The 15,697-nt window shown below is 66.2% G+C and carries 17 protein-coding genes and 1 pseudogene; 11 read left to right on the plus strand and 7 right to left on the minus strand.

What is annotated here, in order from left to right; genetic code table 11:
• Nucleotides 1-117 precede the first annotated feature (117 nt).
• Nucleotides 118-1,917: a YbhB/YbcL family Raf kinase inhibitor-like protein gene (locus tag ASF43_RS05360; RefSeq protein ID WP_235578122.1), complete on the minus strand. Its 1,800-nt coding sequence runs from the start codon at nt 1,915-1,917 to the stop codon at nt 118-120.
• Nucleotides 1,918-2,195: 278 nt separating this feature from the next.
• Between ASF43_RS05360 and ASF43_RS05365 the strand changes: the two genes are divergently transcribed.
• Nucleotides 2,196-2,684 carry a hemerythrin domain-containing protein gene (locus ASF43_RS05365; protein ID WP_056177422.1) on the plus strand — a complete coding sequence of 163 codons (489 nt, stop codon included), beginning with the start codon at nt 2,196-2,198 and terminating at the stop codon, nt 2,682-2,684.
• A gap of 83 nt (nt 2,685-2,767) precedes the next feature.
• Here ASF43_RS05365 and ASF43_RS05370 read toward each other — a convergent pair whose 3' ends face one another.
• The 3 genes from ASF43_RS05370 to ASF43_RS05380 are packed head-to-tail and all read right to left on the minus strand — an operon-like array spanning nt 2,768 to nt 6,710.
• On the minus strand, nt 2,768-5,095 hold the full coding sequence (locus ASF43_RS05370) for a xanthine dehydrogenase family protein molybdopterin-binding subunit (protein WP_056177424.1): 2,328 nt from the start codon (nt 5,093-5,095) through the stop codon (nt 2,768-2,770).
• A complete protein-coding gene (locus ASF43_RS05375) occupies nt 5,095-6,138 on the minus strand; it encodes a xanthine dehydrogenase family protein subunit M (RefSeq protein WP_056177426.1) in 1,044 nt (347 codons plus the stop codon). Before ASF43_RS05375 ends, ASF43_RS05370 begins: the two co-directional genes overlap by 1 nt.
• Nucleotides 6,135-6,710, minus strand: a complete 576-nt coding sequence (locus tag ASF43_RS05380) for a (2Fe-2S)-binding protein (RefSeq protein WP_056177428.1) — start codon at nt 6,708-6,710, stop codon at nt 6,135-6,137. Before ASF43_RS05380 ends, ASF43_RS05375 begins: the two co-directional genes overlap by 4 nt.
• On the opposite strand from ASF43_RS05380, the gene ASF43_RS29640 reads away from it, so the two are divergent.
• Nucleotides 6,709-7,011, plus strand: a complete 303-nt coding sequence (locus tag ASF43_RS29640) for a catalase (RefSeq protein WP_235578123.1) — start codon at nt 6,709-6,711, stop codon at nt 7,009-7,011. The genes ASF43_RS05380 and ASF43_RS29640 overlap by 2 nt on opposite strands.
• Nucleotides 7,012-7,209: 198 nt before the next feature.
• Here ASF43_RS29640 and ASF43_RS30400 read toward each other — a convergent pair whose 3' ends face one another.
• Entirely contained in the window at nt 7,210-7,380 is a 171-nt protein-coding gene (locus ASF43_RS30400; protein WP_156373136.1) for a hypothetical protein, read from the minus strand.
• 10 nt (nt 7,381-7,390) lie between these two features.
• Entirely contained in the window at nt 7,391-7,570 is a 180-nt protein-coding gene (locus ASF43_RS05385; RefSeq protein ID WP_056177430.1) for a hypothetical protein, read from the minus strand.
• Between the two features lie 406 nt (nt 7,571-7,976).
• Here ASF43_RS05385 and ASF43_RS05390 point away from each other — a divergent pair, with 406 nt between their 5' ends.
• Genes ASF43_RS05390 through ASF43_RS05410 form a run of 5 tightly spaced genes read left to right on the plus strand, consistent with a single transcriptional unit; the run spans nt 7,977 to nt 12,205 of the window.
• Nucleotides 7,977-8,831, plus strand: coding sequence for a PotD/PotF family extracellular solute-binding protein (locus tag ASF43_RS05390; RefSeq protein ID WP_082497604.1), 855 nt, complete (start codon nt 7,977-7,979; stop codon nt 8,829-8,831).
• Nucleotides 8,832-8,852: 21 nt separating this feature from the next.
• The gene (locus ASF43_RS05395; RefSeq protein WP_156373137.1) at nt 8,853-9,761 is read left to right on the plus strand and encodes an ABC transporter permease; all 909 of its coding nucleotides are present in this window, start codon (nt 8,853-8,855) and stop codon (nt 9,759-9,761) included.
• Nucleotides 9,758-10,570 (plus strand): ABC transporter permease, encoded by an 813-nt coding sequence (locus ASF43_RS05400; protein ID WP_056177436.1) that lies wholly within the window; start codon nt 9,758-9,760, stop codon nt 10,568-10,570. Before ASF43_RS05395 ends, ASF43_RS05400 begins: the two co-directional genes overlap by 4 nt.
• Before the next feature lie 17 nt (nt 10,571-10,587).
• Entirely contained in the window at nt 10,588-11,688 is a 1,101-nt protein-coding gene (locus ASF43_RS05405) for an ABC transporter ATP-binding protein (protein WP_056177438.1), read from the plus strand.
• 13 nt (nt 11,689-11,701) lie between these two features.
• On the plus strand, nt 11,702-12,205 hold the full coding sequence (locus ASF43_RS05410; RefSeq protein WP_056177440.1) for a nucleoside deaminase: 504 nt from the start codon (nt 11,702-11,704) through the stop codon (nt 12,203-12,205).
• Nucleotides 12,206-12,343: 138 nt separating this feature from the next.
• On the opposite strand, the gene ASF43_RS30405 is transcribed toward ASF43_RS05410, so the two are convergent.
• Entirely contained in the window at nt 12,344-13,093 is a 750-nt protein-coding gene (locus ASF43_RS30405) for a hypothetical protein (protein ID WP_156373138.1), read from the minus strand.
• Nucleotides 13,094-13,395: 302 nt separating this feature from the next.
• Here ASF43_RS30405 and ASF43_RS05415 point away from each other — a divergent pair, with 302 nt between their 5' ends.
• From ASF43_RS05415 to ASF43_RS32165, 4 genes and pseudogenes are all read left to right on the plus strand, one after another.
• On the plus strand, nt 13,396-13,710 hold the full coding sequence (locus ASF43_RS05415; RefSeq protein WP_056177442.1) for a hypothetical protein: 315 nt from the start codon (nt 13,396-13,398) through the stop codon (nt 13,708-13,710).
• Between the two features lie 84 nt (nt 13,711-13,794).
• Nucleotides 13,795-14,598, plus strand: coding sequence for a PHB depolymerase family esterase (locus ASF43_RS05420; protein WP_156373139.1), 804 nt, complete (start codon nt 13,795-13,797; stop codon nt 14,596-14,598).
• A 389-nt stretch (nt 14,599-14,987) separates the two neighbouring features.
• Nucleotides 14,988-15,272, plus strand: a complete 285-nt coding sequence (locus ASF43_RS32160; RefSeq protein WP_369803239.1) for a chemotaxis protein CheB — start codon at nt 14,988-14,990, stop codon at nt 15,270-15,272.
• Nucleotides 15,273-15,390: 118 nt separating this feature from the next.
• Nucleotides 15,391-15,540 (plus strand): annotated as a pseudogene (locus ASF43_RS32165) (chemotaxis protein CheB); the annotation flags it as partial.
• Nucleotides 15,541-15,697 lie beyond the last annotated feature (157 nt).

Genomic DNA, 15,697 nt, shown 5'->3' on the forward strand with positions numbered 1-15,697 from the left:
ATTCAGGCGGGAAGCCCGCTCAAGGCACGCAGCCAAATGTCGCAGTCGACACCTTGGCCCATCGGTCGCTGGCAAGCGCCCGTGTCATGCGTCGATGGCAATCGCAAAAAAGCGAGTTCACTTCGGCGGCTTCACCTGCTGCTGAAATGTGCCCACGAGTTCACCCTTGGCCAGCACGTGGCCGCGCATAGCCGCCAGCAACTGGTCGCGATCGGCACCGGGCGGCACCTGCAGCACGGTGTCGAGCGCGAACACCTGGAAGTGGTAATGGTGCGGCGGGTCCATCACGGGCGGGCGCGGGCCGAAGTAGCCTGGCGAGCCGCGCGTGGTGGCGCCTTGCAACACGCCGTCGGGCTCGGTCAGCCGCAGCTGTTCCTGCAAGCCCTCGGGCAGGTGCGTGACGGTGGCCGGGATGTTCCACGCCAGCCAGTGCACGAACGGCGTCACGGGCTTGGCGTCCGGGTCTTCCATCACGATGGCGTACGACCTGGTGCCGCTGACCGCGGACCATGACAGCTGGGGCGACACGCCATCGGCGTACTCGCTGTGCTTGGGTGGTATCGCCGCCTGTGGCGCGATGGTGGCCGACGTGACCGTGATCGTTGCCGCAGTGCGCGTCTCCTCGCGGTCCTTGGCTAGCGGCACGCCACTGCCCTGCATCGCCTGCTGCTGCATGGGGCCGGCCGGCGCTGTGGCGGCAGCCACCGGGGTCGTGCCGCCGCGGTAGGCCACGCGGTAGATCGTGCCGTTGGCATCGTCGGACATCAGCAGCGCGCCGTCCTTGGCCAGTGCCAACCCGACTGGCCGTGCAATGTGGGTCTTGCCGCCGTCGGTCAAAAAGCCGGTGACGAAGGGCTCGAACTTCTGCGGCTTGCCATCCGCAAAGCGCACGCGCACGATCTCGTAGCCCGAGGCCGGGTTGCGGTTCCACGAGCCGCGCATGGCGACGAACGCGTCGCCCGTGTACTGCGCCGGAAACGCGCCGCCCGGGTAGAACAGCATCTGCATGGGTGCGGCATGGGCCGTGTAGCCCAGCGCCATGGGCGTGCTGAGCGCCTTCCACTGCTCCTTGCTGATGTCGCCGACCGGCGTGCTCTGAGGGTTCACGCCGCCTGCGCCCCAGATGTGCGGCCAGCCGTATTGCTTGCCGCGTTCGATCCTGTTGAGCTCCTCGGGCTGCACGTCGTCGCCCAGGAAGTCGATGCCGTGGTCCATACCCCACAGCTCGCCCGTGCGTGGATCCCAGCCGAAGCCGATGGTGTTGCGCAGCCCGCTGGCGAAGATGGTGCGGCTCTTGCCGTCGGGAGATGCGCGCAGCAGTGTGGCGTTCTCGGGGTTGGACTCGTTGCACGCATTGCAGGTGGAGCCCACGCTGATGTAGAGCATGCCGTCGGGGCCGAACGCGATGGTGCGGTTCGGGTGCTGGCCCGAGTCGGGCAGGTCGCCGAGCAGCATCTCCAGGTCGCCTAGCGTGCCGTCGGGCTTGATGGGTGCCTTGAAGACTTCCTTGACGGTGGCGATGTATAGGCTGCCATCGCGGATCGCCAGGCCATGCGCGCCGGCCCGGCTCGCGACGATGAGCCCGCCGTTGTCGGCCCGACCATCGCCGTCCTCGTCGCGCAGCATCACCACGTCGCCCTGGTCGCGCCGGCTGACGTAGACCGTGCCATCAGGCGCCACCGCCAGGATGCGCGCGTTCTTCAAGCTGTTGGCGAACACCGAGACGCTGAAGCCCTCTGGCGCCTTGATCGCGGCCAGGCGCTCCTGCGTCAGGTCCACCTTCGCGGGCTTGAAGACATTGGTGCGGATCGGCACGTCGGTGCCGTCGCCCTGCTGGGCAAAGGCGCCCAGCGCGAGGCCGGCAGAGGCTGCGGCCACGGCGGCATAGCGCAGCATGTGGAAGGGTCTGTTGGTCATGGGTGCCTTGGAGAACGGGGGATGGGCATGAGCGCCGGCTTGCAGTGTGTGAACGCGGCCACGCATTGCCGTGTCGGCTGCACCGGCCGCACGCCGTAGGACCGCGCGACCGATTGCAGCTGCAGCACGCACCGGCAGCCAAGCATCGGTCGGCGTCACGGCATCGCCACTGACGGGCCCGCAGCTGAATCGGCCATGGCGCGCAGGAGCGATGCCTACGCGGCCGCGTGCAGGGGTGCAGCATCCTGGAGGCCCCACAACCCAAAGAGGAACCCACGATGGCCACCCGTCAAACTCCAGATGCATGCACGCTGCTCGACGCCGATCACCGCAACGTGAAGAAGATGTTCAAGGAGTTCGAGGAACTCACGAACTCCAAGGCCAAGTCCGCAGTGCAGAAGAAGCGTGAACTGGCCGACCAGATCTGCCGCGAGCTGACCGTGCACGCGCAGATCGAGGAAGAAATCTTCTACCCCGCCCTGCGCTCGGCCACCAAGGCCGGCGACCTGCTCGACGAAGCCGAGGTGGAGCACTCGACCGCGAAGGACCTCATCGCCCAGATCGAGCAAGGCGATGAGAGCGACCCGAAGTGGGATGCCAAGGTCATCGTGCTGGGCGAGTACATCGACCACCACGTCAAGGAAGAGCGCGGCGAGATCTTCGTCAAGGCGCGTGCTGCGCGCGGCCTGGATCTGGTGGCCATGCGCGATGAGCTGCAGGCGCGCAAGGACGCGCTCATGGAAGAAATGGCCGCTGCAACTGCCTGAGTGAACTCAGCATGAGAGGCCGTGCCGGCATACATGCCGGCACGGCCGTTCGACCGGCCCATTAGCCGAGCATCGGCTGCGCGTCAGCTTTTCATGAACATGCCGCTGTCGCCGGCAGCCCACGCATCGGAAGGCGCCATCACCTTGTCCGGTGTCATCGGCGTGGAGCGCACACGGCGCCCGGTGGCGTGGTAGATCGCATTGCTGACTGCAGCAGCCACGCCTACCAATCCGATTTCACCCACGCCCTTGGCCCCCAGCCGGCTCACGACGCGGTCGTCTTCGTCCACGAAGATCACGTCGATGTCGTGGATGTCGGCATTGGCAGCCACGTGGTACTCGGCCAGGCTGTGGTTCATGAAGCGGCCCAAGCGGTGGTCGGTGTGCGTCTCCTCGTGCAGCGCCTGGCCAATGCCCCAGACCACGCCGCCCAGGATCTGGCTTCGTGCCAGTTGCGCGTTCATGATGCGCCCGGCCGCAATGGCGCTGACGACGCGCGTCACGCGCACGGTGCCGAAGTCCTCGTCCACGCGCACCTCGCAGAACACCGCCGAGTGCGTGGCGCGCACGTACTTCTTCTGCTTCAGGATGTTGGGCAGCATCAGGTATTTTTCTTCGAGGCGGTCGCGGCCGGCCGCACCTAGCACGTCGGCCAGCGGTACGGCCACCGCGCCGTCGGCGCCGTCGTAACAGATTGAACCGTCGCGAAACCGGATGTCGGCAAAGCGCGCACGGTCTAATGGCTTGCCGGGCAGCGACAGCGCCATGCCGAACAGCGTGCGCTGCAGCTTTTCGCACACGCCCTCCACCGCCGAGCCCACCGTCGCCACATGCGAAGAGCCGCCTTCGATCGGCGCAACGGGCAAGGTCGAGTCGCCCAGGCGGAACACCACCTGCTCCATGGGCAGGCCCATCGCATGCGCCGCGATCTGGGCCATCACCGTGTAGGTGCCGGTACCGATGTCGCTGGCCGCACTGCTGACCACCAACCGCCCGTTCGCATGCAGCACTGCGCTGGCGCGCGCGAACATCTGCATCGCATCCCACTGACCGGTGGCCATGCCCCAGCCGATCAGCTCGTTGCCTTCGCGCATGCTGCGCGGCGCCATGGGCCGCTGGCTCCAGCCGAAGCGCGCGGCGCCCTGCTCGTAGCAGGCGCGAAGCTCCTTGGTGGAGTACGGCAGGTCTTGCGCCTCATCGCGCTCGCTGTAGTTCTTGAGCCGCAGCGCGAGCGGGTCCATGTCCAGCGCATAGGCCAGTTCGTCCATGGCGATCTCCAGCGCATGCACGCCGTGCGCGGCGCCAGGCGCGCGCATGTCGATCGGGCTGTAGTGGTCCAGCTTGACGACCTGGTAGGCCAGCTTCACGTTCTCGCACTTGTAGAGCTGCCCTGACCAGTTGACGACAACCTCGACGTAGTCCTCCAGCCTGGACGTCTCGGCGATGGCCTCGTGCATGACCGATTGCAGTGTGCCGTCGGCGCTGGCGGCAAGCCGCACGCGCTGCCAGGTCTCGGGCCGGTGGCCGAAGGTGAACATCTGCTGGCGCGTGAGCACCACGCGCACCGAACGCTTGAGTTGCAACGCGCCCATCACCGCCAGGATCAGGTTGTATTGCGGCCGCAGGCCCGAGCCGAATGCGCCACCAACGAACGGGTTGCGCACCGTCACCTTGCTCTTGGCCAGGCCGAACACGTGCGACACCATCCAGCGGCTGTTCTGCGAGCTCTGGCTCTTGTCGTAGATGGTCAGGTGCCCGTCGTCGGCGCGCAGCACGGTGGTCGCATGCATCTCCATGGGGTTGTGGTGTTCGACCCCGGCGTAGTAGGTGCTGTCGACCTTGATGGTCGCGGCGTCGAACGCGGCTTGCGCGTCACCGGTTTCGGCAGGCGGCGGCGTGAAGCCCGCCTTGAGCCGGCTTGGTGTGTAGGCGCGCTCCAGGTTGCTCAACAAGTGCGTGTCGTGCGCTTCTTCCTCGTACTCGACCGTCACCAGCGACGCCGCGTAGCGTGCCGCCTCGAACGTGTCGGCCAGCACCAGCGCCACGGGCTGGCCGCTGTAGAAGATCCTGCTGCCGTGGAACGGCTTGAACGGCGAGCCCGCGGGCGCTGTCATGTCCTTGTAGAACAGGTCGAGCTTGCGTGTCCTGGGCCGATTGCCATGCGTAAGGATGTCCACCACGCCCGGCACGGCCAGTGCGTCGTCGAGATGCATGGCGACGATGCAGCCCCTGGCGATCGTACTGTTGACCACGACACCGTAGGCCATGTCGTCCGACAGGTGCTCGGCTGCGTAGCGGGCCTGGCCAGTGACCTTGGCCCTGCCGTCCACCCGCGCGACCGCGTCGCCCTTTTGCACGTAGCCCGTGCCAGGCTCTGCGACCGGCTGCACATCCATTGCGGTGTTGTTCATCAAAGGTTGTCCCCGGTGTTGGTCACGGTGCCTTGCGCGGCCGTCTCCAGCGCGCGCACGACGGCGCGGCGCGCCATCGGAATCTTGAATGCGTTGCTGCCGGGCCCCACGCCCCGGGCTTGCGCGCCGCGCAGCAGGTGTTCAGCCGCACGATCGAACGCAGCGGCTGTGGCCGGCTGGCCGACTAGCAGTGCTTCGGCCGCCGGGTCGCGCCAAGGCTTATGGGCCACGCCGCCCACCGCGATGCGGGCGCTGCGCACGCGGCCGTCATCGTCCAGGTCCAGCGCGGCTGCCACCGACACCAGCGCGAACGCATACGACAGCCGCTCGCGCAGCTTCAGGTAGGCCGAGTGGGCCGCATAGTGCTGCGACGGCGGGACGACGATGGCCTCGATCAGCTCGTCCGCCGCCAGTGTGTTGTCGATGTCGGGCGCGTCACCTGGCAGGCGGTGGAAGTCGGCGAACGCGATCTGCCGCGCACCACGCGTCGAGCGCACGTGCACCACCGCTCCGAGCGCTGCGAGTGCCACGCACATGTCCGACGGATGCGTGGCGATGCAGTGCGCGCTGGCGCCCAAGATCGCGTTTTGCCGCGCCAGGCCGTCGATGGCGGGGCAGCCGCTACCCGGCACGCGCTTGTTGCAGGGCACGCCTGCGTCGTAAAAGTAGACGCAGCGCGTGCGCTGCAGCAGGTTGCCGCCATTGCTGGCCATGTTGCGGATCTGTGCCGACGCACCGGCCAGGATGGCCGTGGAGAGCAAAGGCAGCTGCTCACGCACCTCTGCGTGGTAGGCCGTGGCCGCGTTACGCGCCAGCGCGCCCAGGCGGAACGCGCCATCGGACAGCCGCTCGATCGCGGCCAGCGGCAGCCGGTTCACATCCACGAGCTGGCGCGGGCGCACCAGGTTCTCCTTCATCAAATCCAGCAGGTTGGTGCCGCCCGCAATGATCTTGCAAGCGCCGTGGGCTGCGTCTCCCTCCGGCGCGAGCCGCTGCAGCAGGCCGTCGACGTCGGCCGCGACGCTGTAGTCGAAGCCGTTCATGCCGGCACCGTGCCGGTGACGATCGCCGCATGGGCGCGCTCGCCGCGCGCTTCGGGCTGCCCCAGGGCAACCTCGGCGACCGCCTGCGCGATCTGCACGTAGGCGCCGCAGCGGCACAGGTTGCCGCTCATGAGCTCGCGCACATCGTCCAGCGTCTTCGCGTGGCCCTCGTTGATCAGGCCCACGGCCGAGCACAGTTGGCCAGGCGTGCAGTAACCGCACTGCAGCGCATCGTGCTGGACGAAAGCGCGTTGCAGCGGATGCAGGGCATCGCCATCGGCCAGCCCCTCGACGGTCGTGACCTGGCAGCCATCACGCATGACGGCCAGCGAAAGGCAGGACAGCACACGCTCGCCGTCCACCAGCACCGTACAGGCGCCGCACTGGCCGTGGTCGCAGCCCTTCTTGGTGCCGGTCAACCGCAGCTTGTCGCGCAGCAGGTCCAACAGCGTGACCCAGGCGTCAACCTGCAGCTGGTGCGCGGCGCCGTTGATGGTGATGTCGATAGTGTGTGTCGAGGGTCGAAACGATGCGGGGCTCTGCGACGCAGACCCGGGTTGGCTGGCTGGCATGCTGGCTCCTCCTTGGTGTCAAGCATTCTTCGCGTTCGCCCGAGCGCGCTGCTGTGGGACGGTGCGCCGTCGCGGCGGGTTGGAAACCCGCGAAAAACTGGCTCCAGCCGATCTACTGGACTCCACGAAGCTGATTCCCGAGGAACTGGCGCCAGTGCGCGCCATTGGCAGGATGCAGCTCAACCGCACCCCCGAACAACGACGTCACCGAGACCGACCGGTCGCTTTCCACACAAGCAATCTGGTCCCGGGCATTGACGTATCGGCCGACCCCTTGGCGCAGGGCCGGTTTCGTACTTGAACATGCAGTTCACGCGGCTAGGTTGACCCAATATCCACGAGATCCCGATCATCCGGCCGGTGTGCCCAAAGCACAACATCAACTTCGGCAGCTTTCACCGCCAGACGACCGCCAAGGGCCACATCAACGACGCGCCGAGTTCCGTCAATGCGCCTGCGTCCGCGAGCGCAGGAATCGAGCTCGGCCCGTTGGAATGGTCTATGCGCTCCCGCAAGCGGCGATCTTCTTGAACACGATCCGCATGCTCTCCGTCACCGCCGCCGTCGTCTTCTTGGAAAGCTTCACCCCTGCGACAGCCAGCGGCTCGTGCGGGGCTGCTTGCTTGAGCCGCAGGTCCTCAGCGTGCGCAGCCGCGTGCTGCGCGATCATCGATTGGATCTCACGCGCCTCGTCGGTCTCGGGTGAGGCAAACGCCGATTTCCACAGCGCGCGGCACCTGGATATTCGGGTCGGACAGGCGGCGCCAGAACAGGTCAAAAAAATCCTTGATGCTGTGCACGGCGCCGTACTCGCGCACGAAGCGCGTGTAGTCGGCTTTGATCTGAGCGCTGTAGCACATCGTCGCACCGCCCTTTCATCTACCACCGTTGCAGCCCATGGCCAGCGGCGTCCGTCGATTCGCGCGCCAGCCGCGCAGGTAGCCGCCGACCCGAGTCACATTCCCGCCGCTGCCCAATTCTTGAGCATCGCGTCGCAAGCCGCGCCCAGCGCCAATCCCGCGCGATGTTCATCGAGTTGTCCACAGTGTTGCCCACGGGACCCAGGGACAACCCAAGGGCCGCGTTTCGCAGCGCAAAACCATGACCAGCTCGACTGCCTCGACGCAACGGCACGGAACTTTTGCACACCCGCTGCGATCGCCCGATGCACACCATGGACGTCCTTGGCGGCCTCTCATTGCCGCGATCCGGGCAGACACCACCCCAAGTTCGTGATACTGTATTAACGTCCAGTATTTCGATGCCATGTCCGCCCTCCCCGCTCTCTCCACTTCATCCGCCGCCAACGACGGCCGGTTGCAGCTCGCGCCGCACATCGCCGAGATCAAGGACTTTTGGCCCGAGTTCCAGAAGTTCCCGCTGCACTGGTTTGACTGCAAGCTCTACGGCGTGATGACCGACTTCGGCTACCTGGGCCTGTCGTACAACAGCAAGACCTTTAGCCCCAAGGAGCTGGAGTCCTACAACGCGATGTGGACGGCCAAGGCCAAGGGCAAGGTCGGCCTGTTCGACTGGTACCTGCCCTCCATGGGCTCGATCAGCCTGTCCGAGGGCAACCGCCCGCCCTTCGACCTAGACAAGGCCCGCTTCGAGGCCGTGAAGAAGAAGCTGTTCTCGCTCAAGCCGCACGCCTCGGGCTTCTACACCATCGCCGACATCTTCTCGTCCATGACCAACGGCCGCGCGCAGCTGGTGCCGGGCATCGGCGAGTGGATCACGCTGGGCCTGCGCGAGAACGGCGTGCCCGTGGACACCGTGATTCCGCAGGAAGGCGGGCTGCAGTGGACCGAGTCGCTGTCCATCGTCAATGGCAGCCTCAAGCGCGACCTGGCGCGCAAGTTCATCCAGTACACGACCTCGCCCGAAGGCCAGGTGCGCATGGCCACCAAGGCCGACAACAAGAAGAGCATTCCCTCCATGGCGGGCTGGAAGCTGCTGAACCAGACCATGCCCAAGGAGGCCGAGGTCCTGCGCATGACGCTCAAGGGCCCCAACGTCATGGACGAGTACAAGGCCAAGAAGATCGCGTTTCGCCAGTTGCCGAGCAAGCAAAGCATCGACGAGTGGAACGAGGTCTGGTCGCAGTTCAAGTCGGCCTGATCGCGCGTGGACGCCGCAGCCATGGCCGATGCAAGCACCCTCACGGGCGTGCCGCCCGTGCAGGAACCTGGAAGGGACCGCCCCCGCGGCCCTTTTTCCAAGACGCTGCCCACCCTGCTCGGGGTGCCGGTGCTGGCGTGGCAGCTGGTGTTTTTCGCCGGGCCGCTGCTGTTCCTCATCGTCGTGACCTTCTGGCGCGTGCAGTCGTTCCGGCTGGAGCCCGCCTTCTCGCTGGACAACTGGGAGCGCATCCTGGGCGCGGCGACCTTTTACAAGGCCCTGCTGCACACCTTGCAGGCAGCAGCCACCACGACAGTGCTGGCGCTGCTGATCGCCTTCCCCGCGGCCTACACCATCGCGCTGCGCCTGCAGCCACGGCTGCGCGACCTGGCCATCGCACTGCTGGTGATCCCCGTGTTTTCCAGCTACATGCTGCGCATCTACGCCTGGCAGATCGTGCTGAGCCCCATGGGCATCGCCAACAGCCTGCTCGGCGCGCTGGGCATCGAGGCGCTGCCGCTGCTGGGCGGCGCCTTCTCGCTGCAGGTCGGCCTGCTGACGCTGACGCTGCCCAGCGCGGTGCTGGTGCTGAGCTTCGCGCTGAGCGGCGTGGACCCGTCCTTGGTCGAGGCGGCCGAGAATCTGGGTTGCCGGCGCCTGCAGGTGGTCGGCCATGTGCTGCTGCCCGCCGTGCGGCCGGCCCTGGTGCTGGCAGGGTCCACGACCTTCCTGCTGGCCTTCGGCGACTACGTGAGCTCGCTGTTCATGACGGGCAGCAACCCGCCCACGCTGTCCATCCTGATTGTCGACACCGTGAAGTCCGGCTCGCAATGGCCGCGGGCATCCGTCATCGGCGTCTGCATGCTGGCCCTGCTGGGGCTGGTGTTCCTGCTGGGCCGCCGGCTCGCCAGCACGAGGAGATCCGCATGAATCCCCGCCCGAGTCCACAAATTTCACGCGTGTTGCAGTACCTCTGGCTGGGCGGGCTGTTCGCGTTCATCGCCACGCCCATCCTGGTCATCGTCGTGTTCTCGTTCGACACGAACCGGTTTCCCAGCATTCCCTTCGGCGGCTTCAGCCTGCAGTGGCACCGCGCCATCCTGGCGGACGACATGGTGCGGCAGGCCGCGCTGAACACGCTGATCGTGGCGGGCGGCACGGCCGTGCTGTCCACCGTGCTGGGCTTCGCGGCGGCCTACCTGGACTACCGCTACCGCTTTCGCGGCAAGACGGTGTTCTCGCTGCTGGTGGCCATCCCGCCCGCGGTGCCGGCCACCATCCTCGGCATGGCCATGCTGGCCTTCCTGTCGCGCATCGGCCTGTTCGGCCAGCTCGAGGCCATCATCGCCTGCCATGTGGCCATCGCCACCTCGTTTTCGATGGCCATCATCCGGCTGCGCCTGGGCGAGCTGGGGCCGGACCTGGAGCAGGCGGCCTGGAACCTGGGCGCCCCGCCGGGCGTGGCGCTGGTGCGCGTGGTGCTGCCGTTCTGCAAGTCGGCGCTCGTCGCGTCCTTCTTCCTGTCGGCCGCAGTGTCCTTCGACGAGTTCATGGTCGCCTGGTTCGTCGGCGGCCTGCACGAGACCCTGCCCGTGCGCGTGCTGAACCTGCTGCAAGGCCAGGTCAGCCCCAAGATCAATGCCATCGGCACGCTGGTGCTGGTGGTCAGCGTGGCCCTGGTGCTGCTGGCGCAGCGCTTCGTCGGCGTGCGCGCCGGGCAGAAGCCTTCCGCCCCCTAACCCCGAGGAACGAACCCATGGACAACGAACGCTTCGTCTCCCTGCAGCACGTGGACAAGCGCTTTCCCGGCCACCACGCCGTGCGCGACCTGAGCCTGGACATCCGGGCCGGCGAGTTCATCGCCATCATGGGCCCCTCGGGCTGCGGCAAGTCGACCACGCTGCGCCTCTTGGCCAGCCTGGACCAGCCCACCAGCGGCGAGATCCGCATTGCCGGGCGCAGCATGAACGGCGTGCCGGCCTACGAGCGCAACACGCCCATGGTCTGGCAAAGCCTGGCGCTGTTCCCGCTCATGACGGTGGCCGAGAACGTGGCCTTCCCGCTGCGCATGCAAGGCATTGCGCCCAACGAGCGCCGCAAGCGCGCACTCGAATGGCTGGACCGCATGGGCCTGGCCGGCATGGGCGACCGGCAGATCGCCCAGCTGTCGGGCGGCCAGCGCCAGCGCGTGGCGATTGCGCGCGCACTCGTGACGCAGCCGCCCGTGCTGCTGCTGGACGAGCCGCTCAGTGCGCTCGACGCGCACCTGCGCGTGCGCATGCAGACCGAGCTGAGCCGCTTGCACAAGGAGCTGGGCATCACCTTCGTCTACGTGACCCATGCGCAGTCCGAGGCCTTCGCGTTGGCCGACCGCATCGTGGTCATGAACGAGGGCCGCATCCAGCAGGCCGGCGCGCCGCAGGATGTCTACCGCGCCCCGGTCAACCCCTTCGTGCCCGACTTCATCGGCACCAACAACCTGGTCCAGGGCACGGTGGCGGCGGGCGGCGGCGCGGGCACCATCGACGTGGTCGGGCCGCTCGGTACGTTCGCAGTGCCGGCCGCGCGGCCACTCTCCTCGGGCGCCGCGGCGAGCTTCGTGATCGCAGCCGACCGCGTGGGCCTGGCCGACACGGCCAGCGCCGCGCCCGCGGGCATGGCACGGCTTGAAGGCACGGTGATCGGCCTGGAGTTCGTCGGCTCCACGCAGACCATCTTCATCGACGTGCCCGGCGGGCGCGAATTCCGCGTGCAGAAGCAGCAGCACGAGATCGAGTCGCTGGGCCTGGCGCCCGGACGCCGCGTGGGCCTGTCCTGGGACCCCAAGCACGCCTGGCTGCTGCCACAGAACGTTTGACAAGGGGAACCCCATGTACCAAGAGAAATTCATGCAGCAGGCTTTGGCCCTGTCGGCCCAGGCCTTGGACACACCGGGCACCGAGCCCTTCGGCGCCGTGGTCGTGCAGGACGGTGTGGTGGTCGGCGAGGGCTTCAAACACTCGGTCGCGCACTGCGACCCGACCTCGCACGGCGAGGTCGAGGCGATCCGCGATGCCTGCCGAAAGCTACAGCGCGTGAGCTTGGCCGGCTGCGAGCTCTACACCACCTGCGAGCCCTGTGCGCTGTGCGTGGCCGCGATGCAGATCGTGGGCATCCGCAAGCTGTTCTACGCGGCGACGCTGGAGCAGTCCGGCGCGGCCTTCGAGGGGCTGCCGGTGGTCGAGCGGCATCCGATCGACGTGGACGCACTGCGCGTGCAGGCCGGCGCTCCGATGGCGGCGCGCAGCATGCCGTCGGAGCAACACATGGCGGGCCAAGCCTTGGACATCCTGCGGCAATGGGCTGTGCCGAGAAAAATGAAAGCCTCCAGATAGGCCGTTCAACTCAAGTCACCCAGCGCTCAGCTTGCAGGACATTGGAGGGATATCGCCCGGGCCTGAACTTCTCACTTACCTGCTCTATTCACTCAGTTGAGCCGCGCAACCGACACTTGGTCGGTCGCGCCGACGTGGCTACTTCGATTTCGAAGTAGACGAAGATGACGGCGAACCCGAATTGGCACTCGACGACTCTGCGCTGTTGGAGTCCACCGAGCCGCTCGAGCCTGCGCCCGACCCGCCAGCCCCTTGGGCACTGCGGCTGGAGCGCCACTGTGCGAAATCGTCGGAGAACTTGTTGTAACGCTCCTGACGCCAGCTGGCGTAGTCGTTGTCGAGCTTGCGCATCTGCTCGTCTCGCCATTGCTGATAGTCCGGGTCATGGTGCGGGGCGCGACCGCCCTCGGCTTGGCCATACTTGGACCACCCCGTGCCCTGATAGCCATCACCTCGGCGGTCGTCCGCATCGGCCGACGGCCGTCCGTCACCCCGGTCGTAGCCCTGACCCGAGAAACCTTGACCGCGGTAGCCAGGCCCTCCGCCACCGTAGGTCCGCCCGTGGAAGTCGCCGCCGCCATACGCCTGTCTCCGGCTGCCGCCCTGATAGCCCAGTTCATCATTGGCGTAGTCAGCACCCCAGTACGCGCCGGGTCCGCCGGAGCTTCCTCCGCCACCATAGGCACCCGGTCCCCTGCTGTAACCGGGACCGAACTGGTCGCGTCCAGAGCCGTAGCTGCCTTGATGCCGCTCCCAGTCGCGCCGTTGGCCATCGTAAACCGATGGGTAGTCACCGTGTTGGCCATCGGACGGCGCGTAGCCCGACTGTTGCGCGTTGCCTTGCCAGTCACCGCCGTGGCCGGCGCCATGTGAGGTTCTGCGATTCATGATGTCTCCCCAATTTCAGAAAGGGCCGGAGCACCACGCACGGCCCGGCTGACATTGAATCGCGCGCAAAACCGCTGAGCGTGGGACAACGCCTACGCTTGCCGTCATCCGCTGAACTACGACAGCTTGGCGCGAGGCGCTTCGACCTGCAGTGAAGGAAAACACCATCTCCGAAGCAACGCGACCCTGCTGGAATGCTGTTGCCTTTTCACTGACGCCTTCATTCGACCGCATCGGGCATGGAGCCGACACGAGAACTCCCAGCATTGCTCCTGCAGCGTTGAACCACTGAGGAGCGCAACATGCCACAAGGCGACAAGTCGTCCTACACGTCCAAACAGAAGCGCAAGGCTGCGCGCATCGAGGAGAGCTACGAGTCGAGCGGTACACCAAAGGCCGAAGCTGAACGGCGTGCCTGGGCCACCGTCAACAAGGAGTCCGGCGGCGGCAACTTCAGCGGCTCGGGTCGAGGCAAGCCGGACAACAAGGCCTCGGCACGCAAGGGAGGCGCCGTTGGCGGGCGAGCCTCGGCATCGCGATCGGCCGAGGAGCGCTCCGCGTCGGCCAAGAAGGCCGCGGCAACACGCAAGCGCAACGCGGAACACGGCCATGGCTGAGCCTGTTCTCATCGACCCTCGCACGAAGTACCGGTGCCGCCATTTCCGCGGCAACACCAGGAGCCGCCGGGCGAGCAGTCCACGATGCAGCCGGTGCCCGACTGCCGCGAGAAGTCCTACGTAGGTTCGAACAAGCTGTCGGGACGCAGAGCCGTCATCACCGGAGGCGACAGTGGTATCGGGCGTGCCGTAGCGATCGCCTACCCTCGTCAGACACCGAATGCCAACAGCGCAAGCTGCTGGAATTGGTACATGCCGGCGGAGCAAGTACGTGGTGGGCGCGAACCCGACTTGATTGTTGGCATCGTCGGCGCCATCGCGGCGGAATTTGTGATCGATAAGACCAGGGTATTCATCGGCGGGCTATCGGCTGGCGCGTCGATGGCGGTCATTTTGGGGCAGTCCTATCCTGAGATTTTCTCTGCCGTTGCCGCCCACTCCGGCCTGCCACGCGGCGCGGCTTGCGACGTGAAAAGCGCGTTCGCAGTCATGCGGGGAAATGCTGCTGTGCATGATCGTTCGTTGGAACGCAACAGCTCCCCAATGCGCACGCTCGTCATTCACGGCGACGCAGACGGCACCGTACATGAAACCAACGGCCGAGCCATCACAAAGCAGGCGATTGCAGCCATTAAGAAAGCCAAAGTCAACGTGTCGAAGCGACGGCCTCTTTCCGGCTCCGTGACCACGAAGAGTGGTCGGTTCACGGAATTCGTCGACGACCAGGGGCTCGTGGTGGTGCGCGAGCTCATTGTTTCGGGTGGAACCCATGCCTGGTTTGGCGGAAGCAATTTGGGCTCTTTCACACAAGACTGCGACCTCAACGCTAGCAATGAACTCATACGATTTTTCCTGGACTTGCCGGCCTACGATTCATCTCGGAAATAGACGGCAACGCGTAAGGTGCCGTGCCAGTCGCTGCGGCTGCCCTAGCCCATGGACGGCGGGGCTCAAACCCGCTTTGGTTCAAGCTTCTGGTGAGAGCAGGCCACCCTGCGTGTTTGCCCCATGCACTCAGAGAGAGGTTTTGCCAACTACAAGGCCGAACGTGCCCAGGTGCTTCCATGATTGATTCGCTTGGCCAGCGTGGGCATTGCGTACGGACGGTGCATTCAGGGCAGACCGCATGGTGTCCGTGATCTTCAGAAGAATGTGACCGAGGCGGACACCGACTCTGACTTCAATCTGCGCACTTGGGGTGTCCGGCGGTATCGGGGAATGGGCCGTGCCTAGAATGCCGCAATTGCTTGTCCCAGCGCGTCGGCGCGCACGCTCGCATGCCCCGCAACCCGTGCGACCGGGAGCGTTTATGGACCACAGCGAAAGCTCAGCGGACGGATTCGAAGAAACCTCCTCGCAACCGCTCACCTACGTCGCGGTGTGGCGCCTCCGCCGGCGGTGTGGACGCACTCAAACAGCTGTTTGCCGCAGCCGCGGGCAATCCGCAATTGGCCTACATCGTCGTGACACATCTCCCGGTCGACCGAGTTAGCCATCTGGCGGATCTTCTGGGGCGTGCCGGCTCTTTGTCCGCCACCGATGCTCACAGCGTACAGCGCTGAGGGGGTGGAACGTGTATGTGATGCCGCCTGGCAAGTTGATGGGGCTGGATGGGGGCAAGGTGTTTTCGAGATTGCGCCCACTTCCGTGCGTCCGGCGCATAACCCATCGACTTTTTCCATGACGTCCATGGCAGAGGACGCAGGCGGTCATTGTGTGGGCATCGCGCTCAGCGGCACCGACCATGACGGCACCGTCGGTCTCAAATCCATCCGCAATGCGGGCGGCCTGACGATCGTCCAGGCGCCAGGGACGGCGGAATTCCCTGACATGCCGAACAGCCATCGGTGCCGGCGCCGCGGACTCGGTGCTCACACCTTCAGCGATGCTTTCAGCGCTGTCAGACTTCCCGGGAGCCCAGAACGCCGAACGCGAGTTGGGCGGCGAACAAGCGTCATACATATGGGGCTTTGGGTTGACGGAAGCG

This window comes from Pseudorhodoferax sp. Leaf267 (genome assembly GCF_001422405.1).
Classification (GTDB): Bacteria; Pseudomonadota; Gammaproteobacteria; order Burkholderiales; family Burkholderiaceae_C; genus Pseudorhodoferax.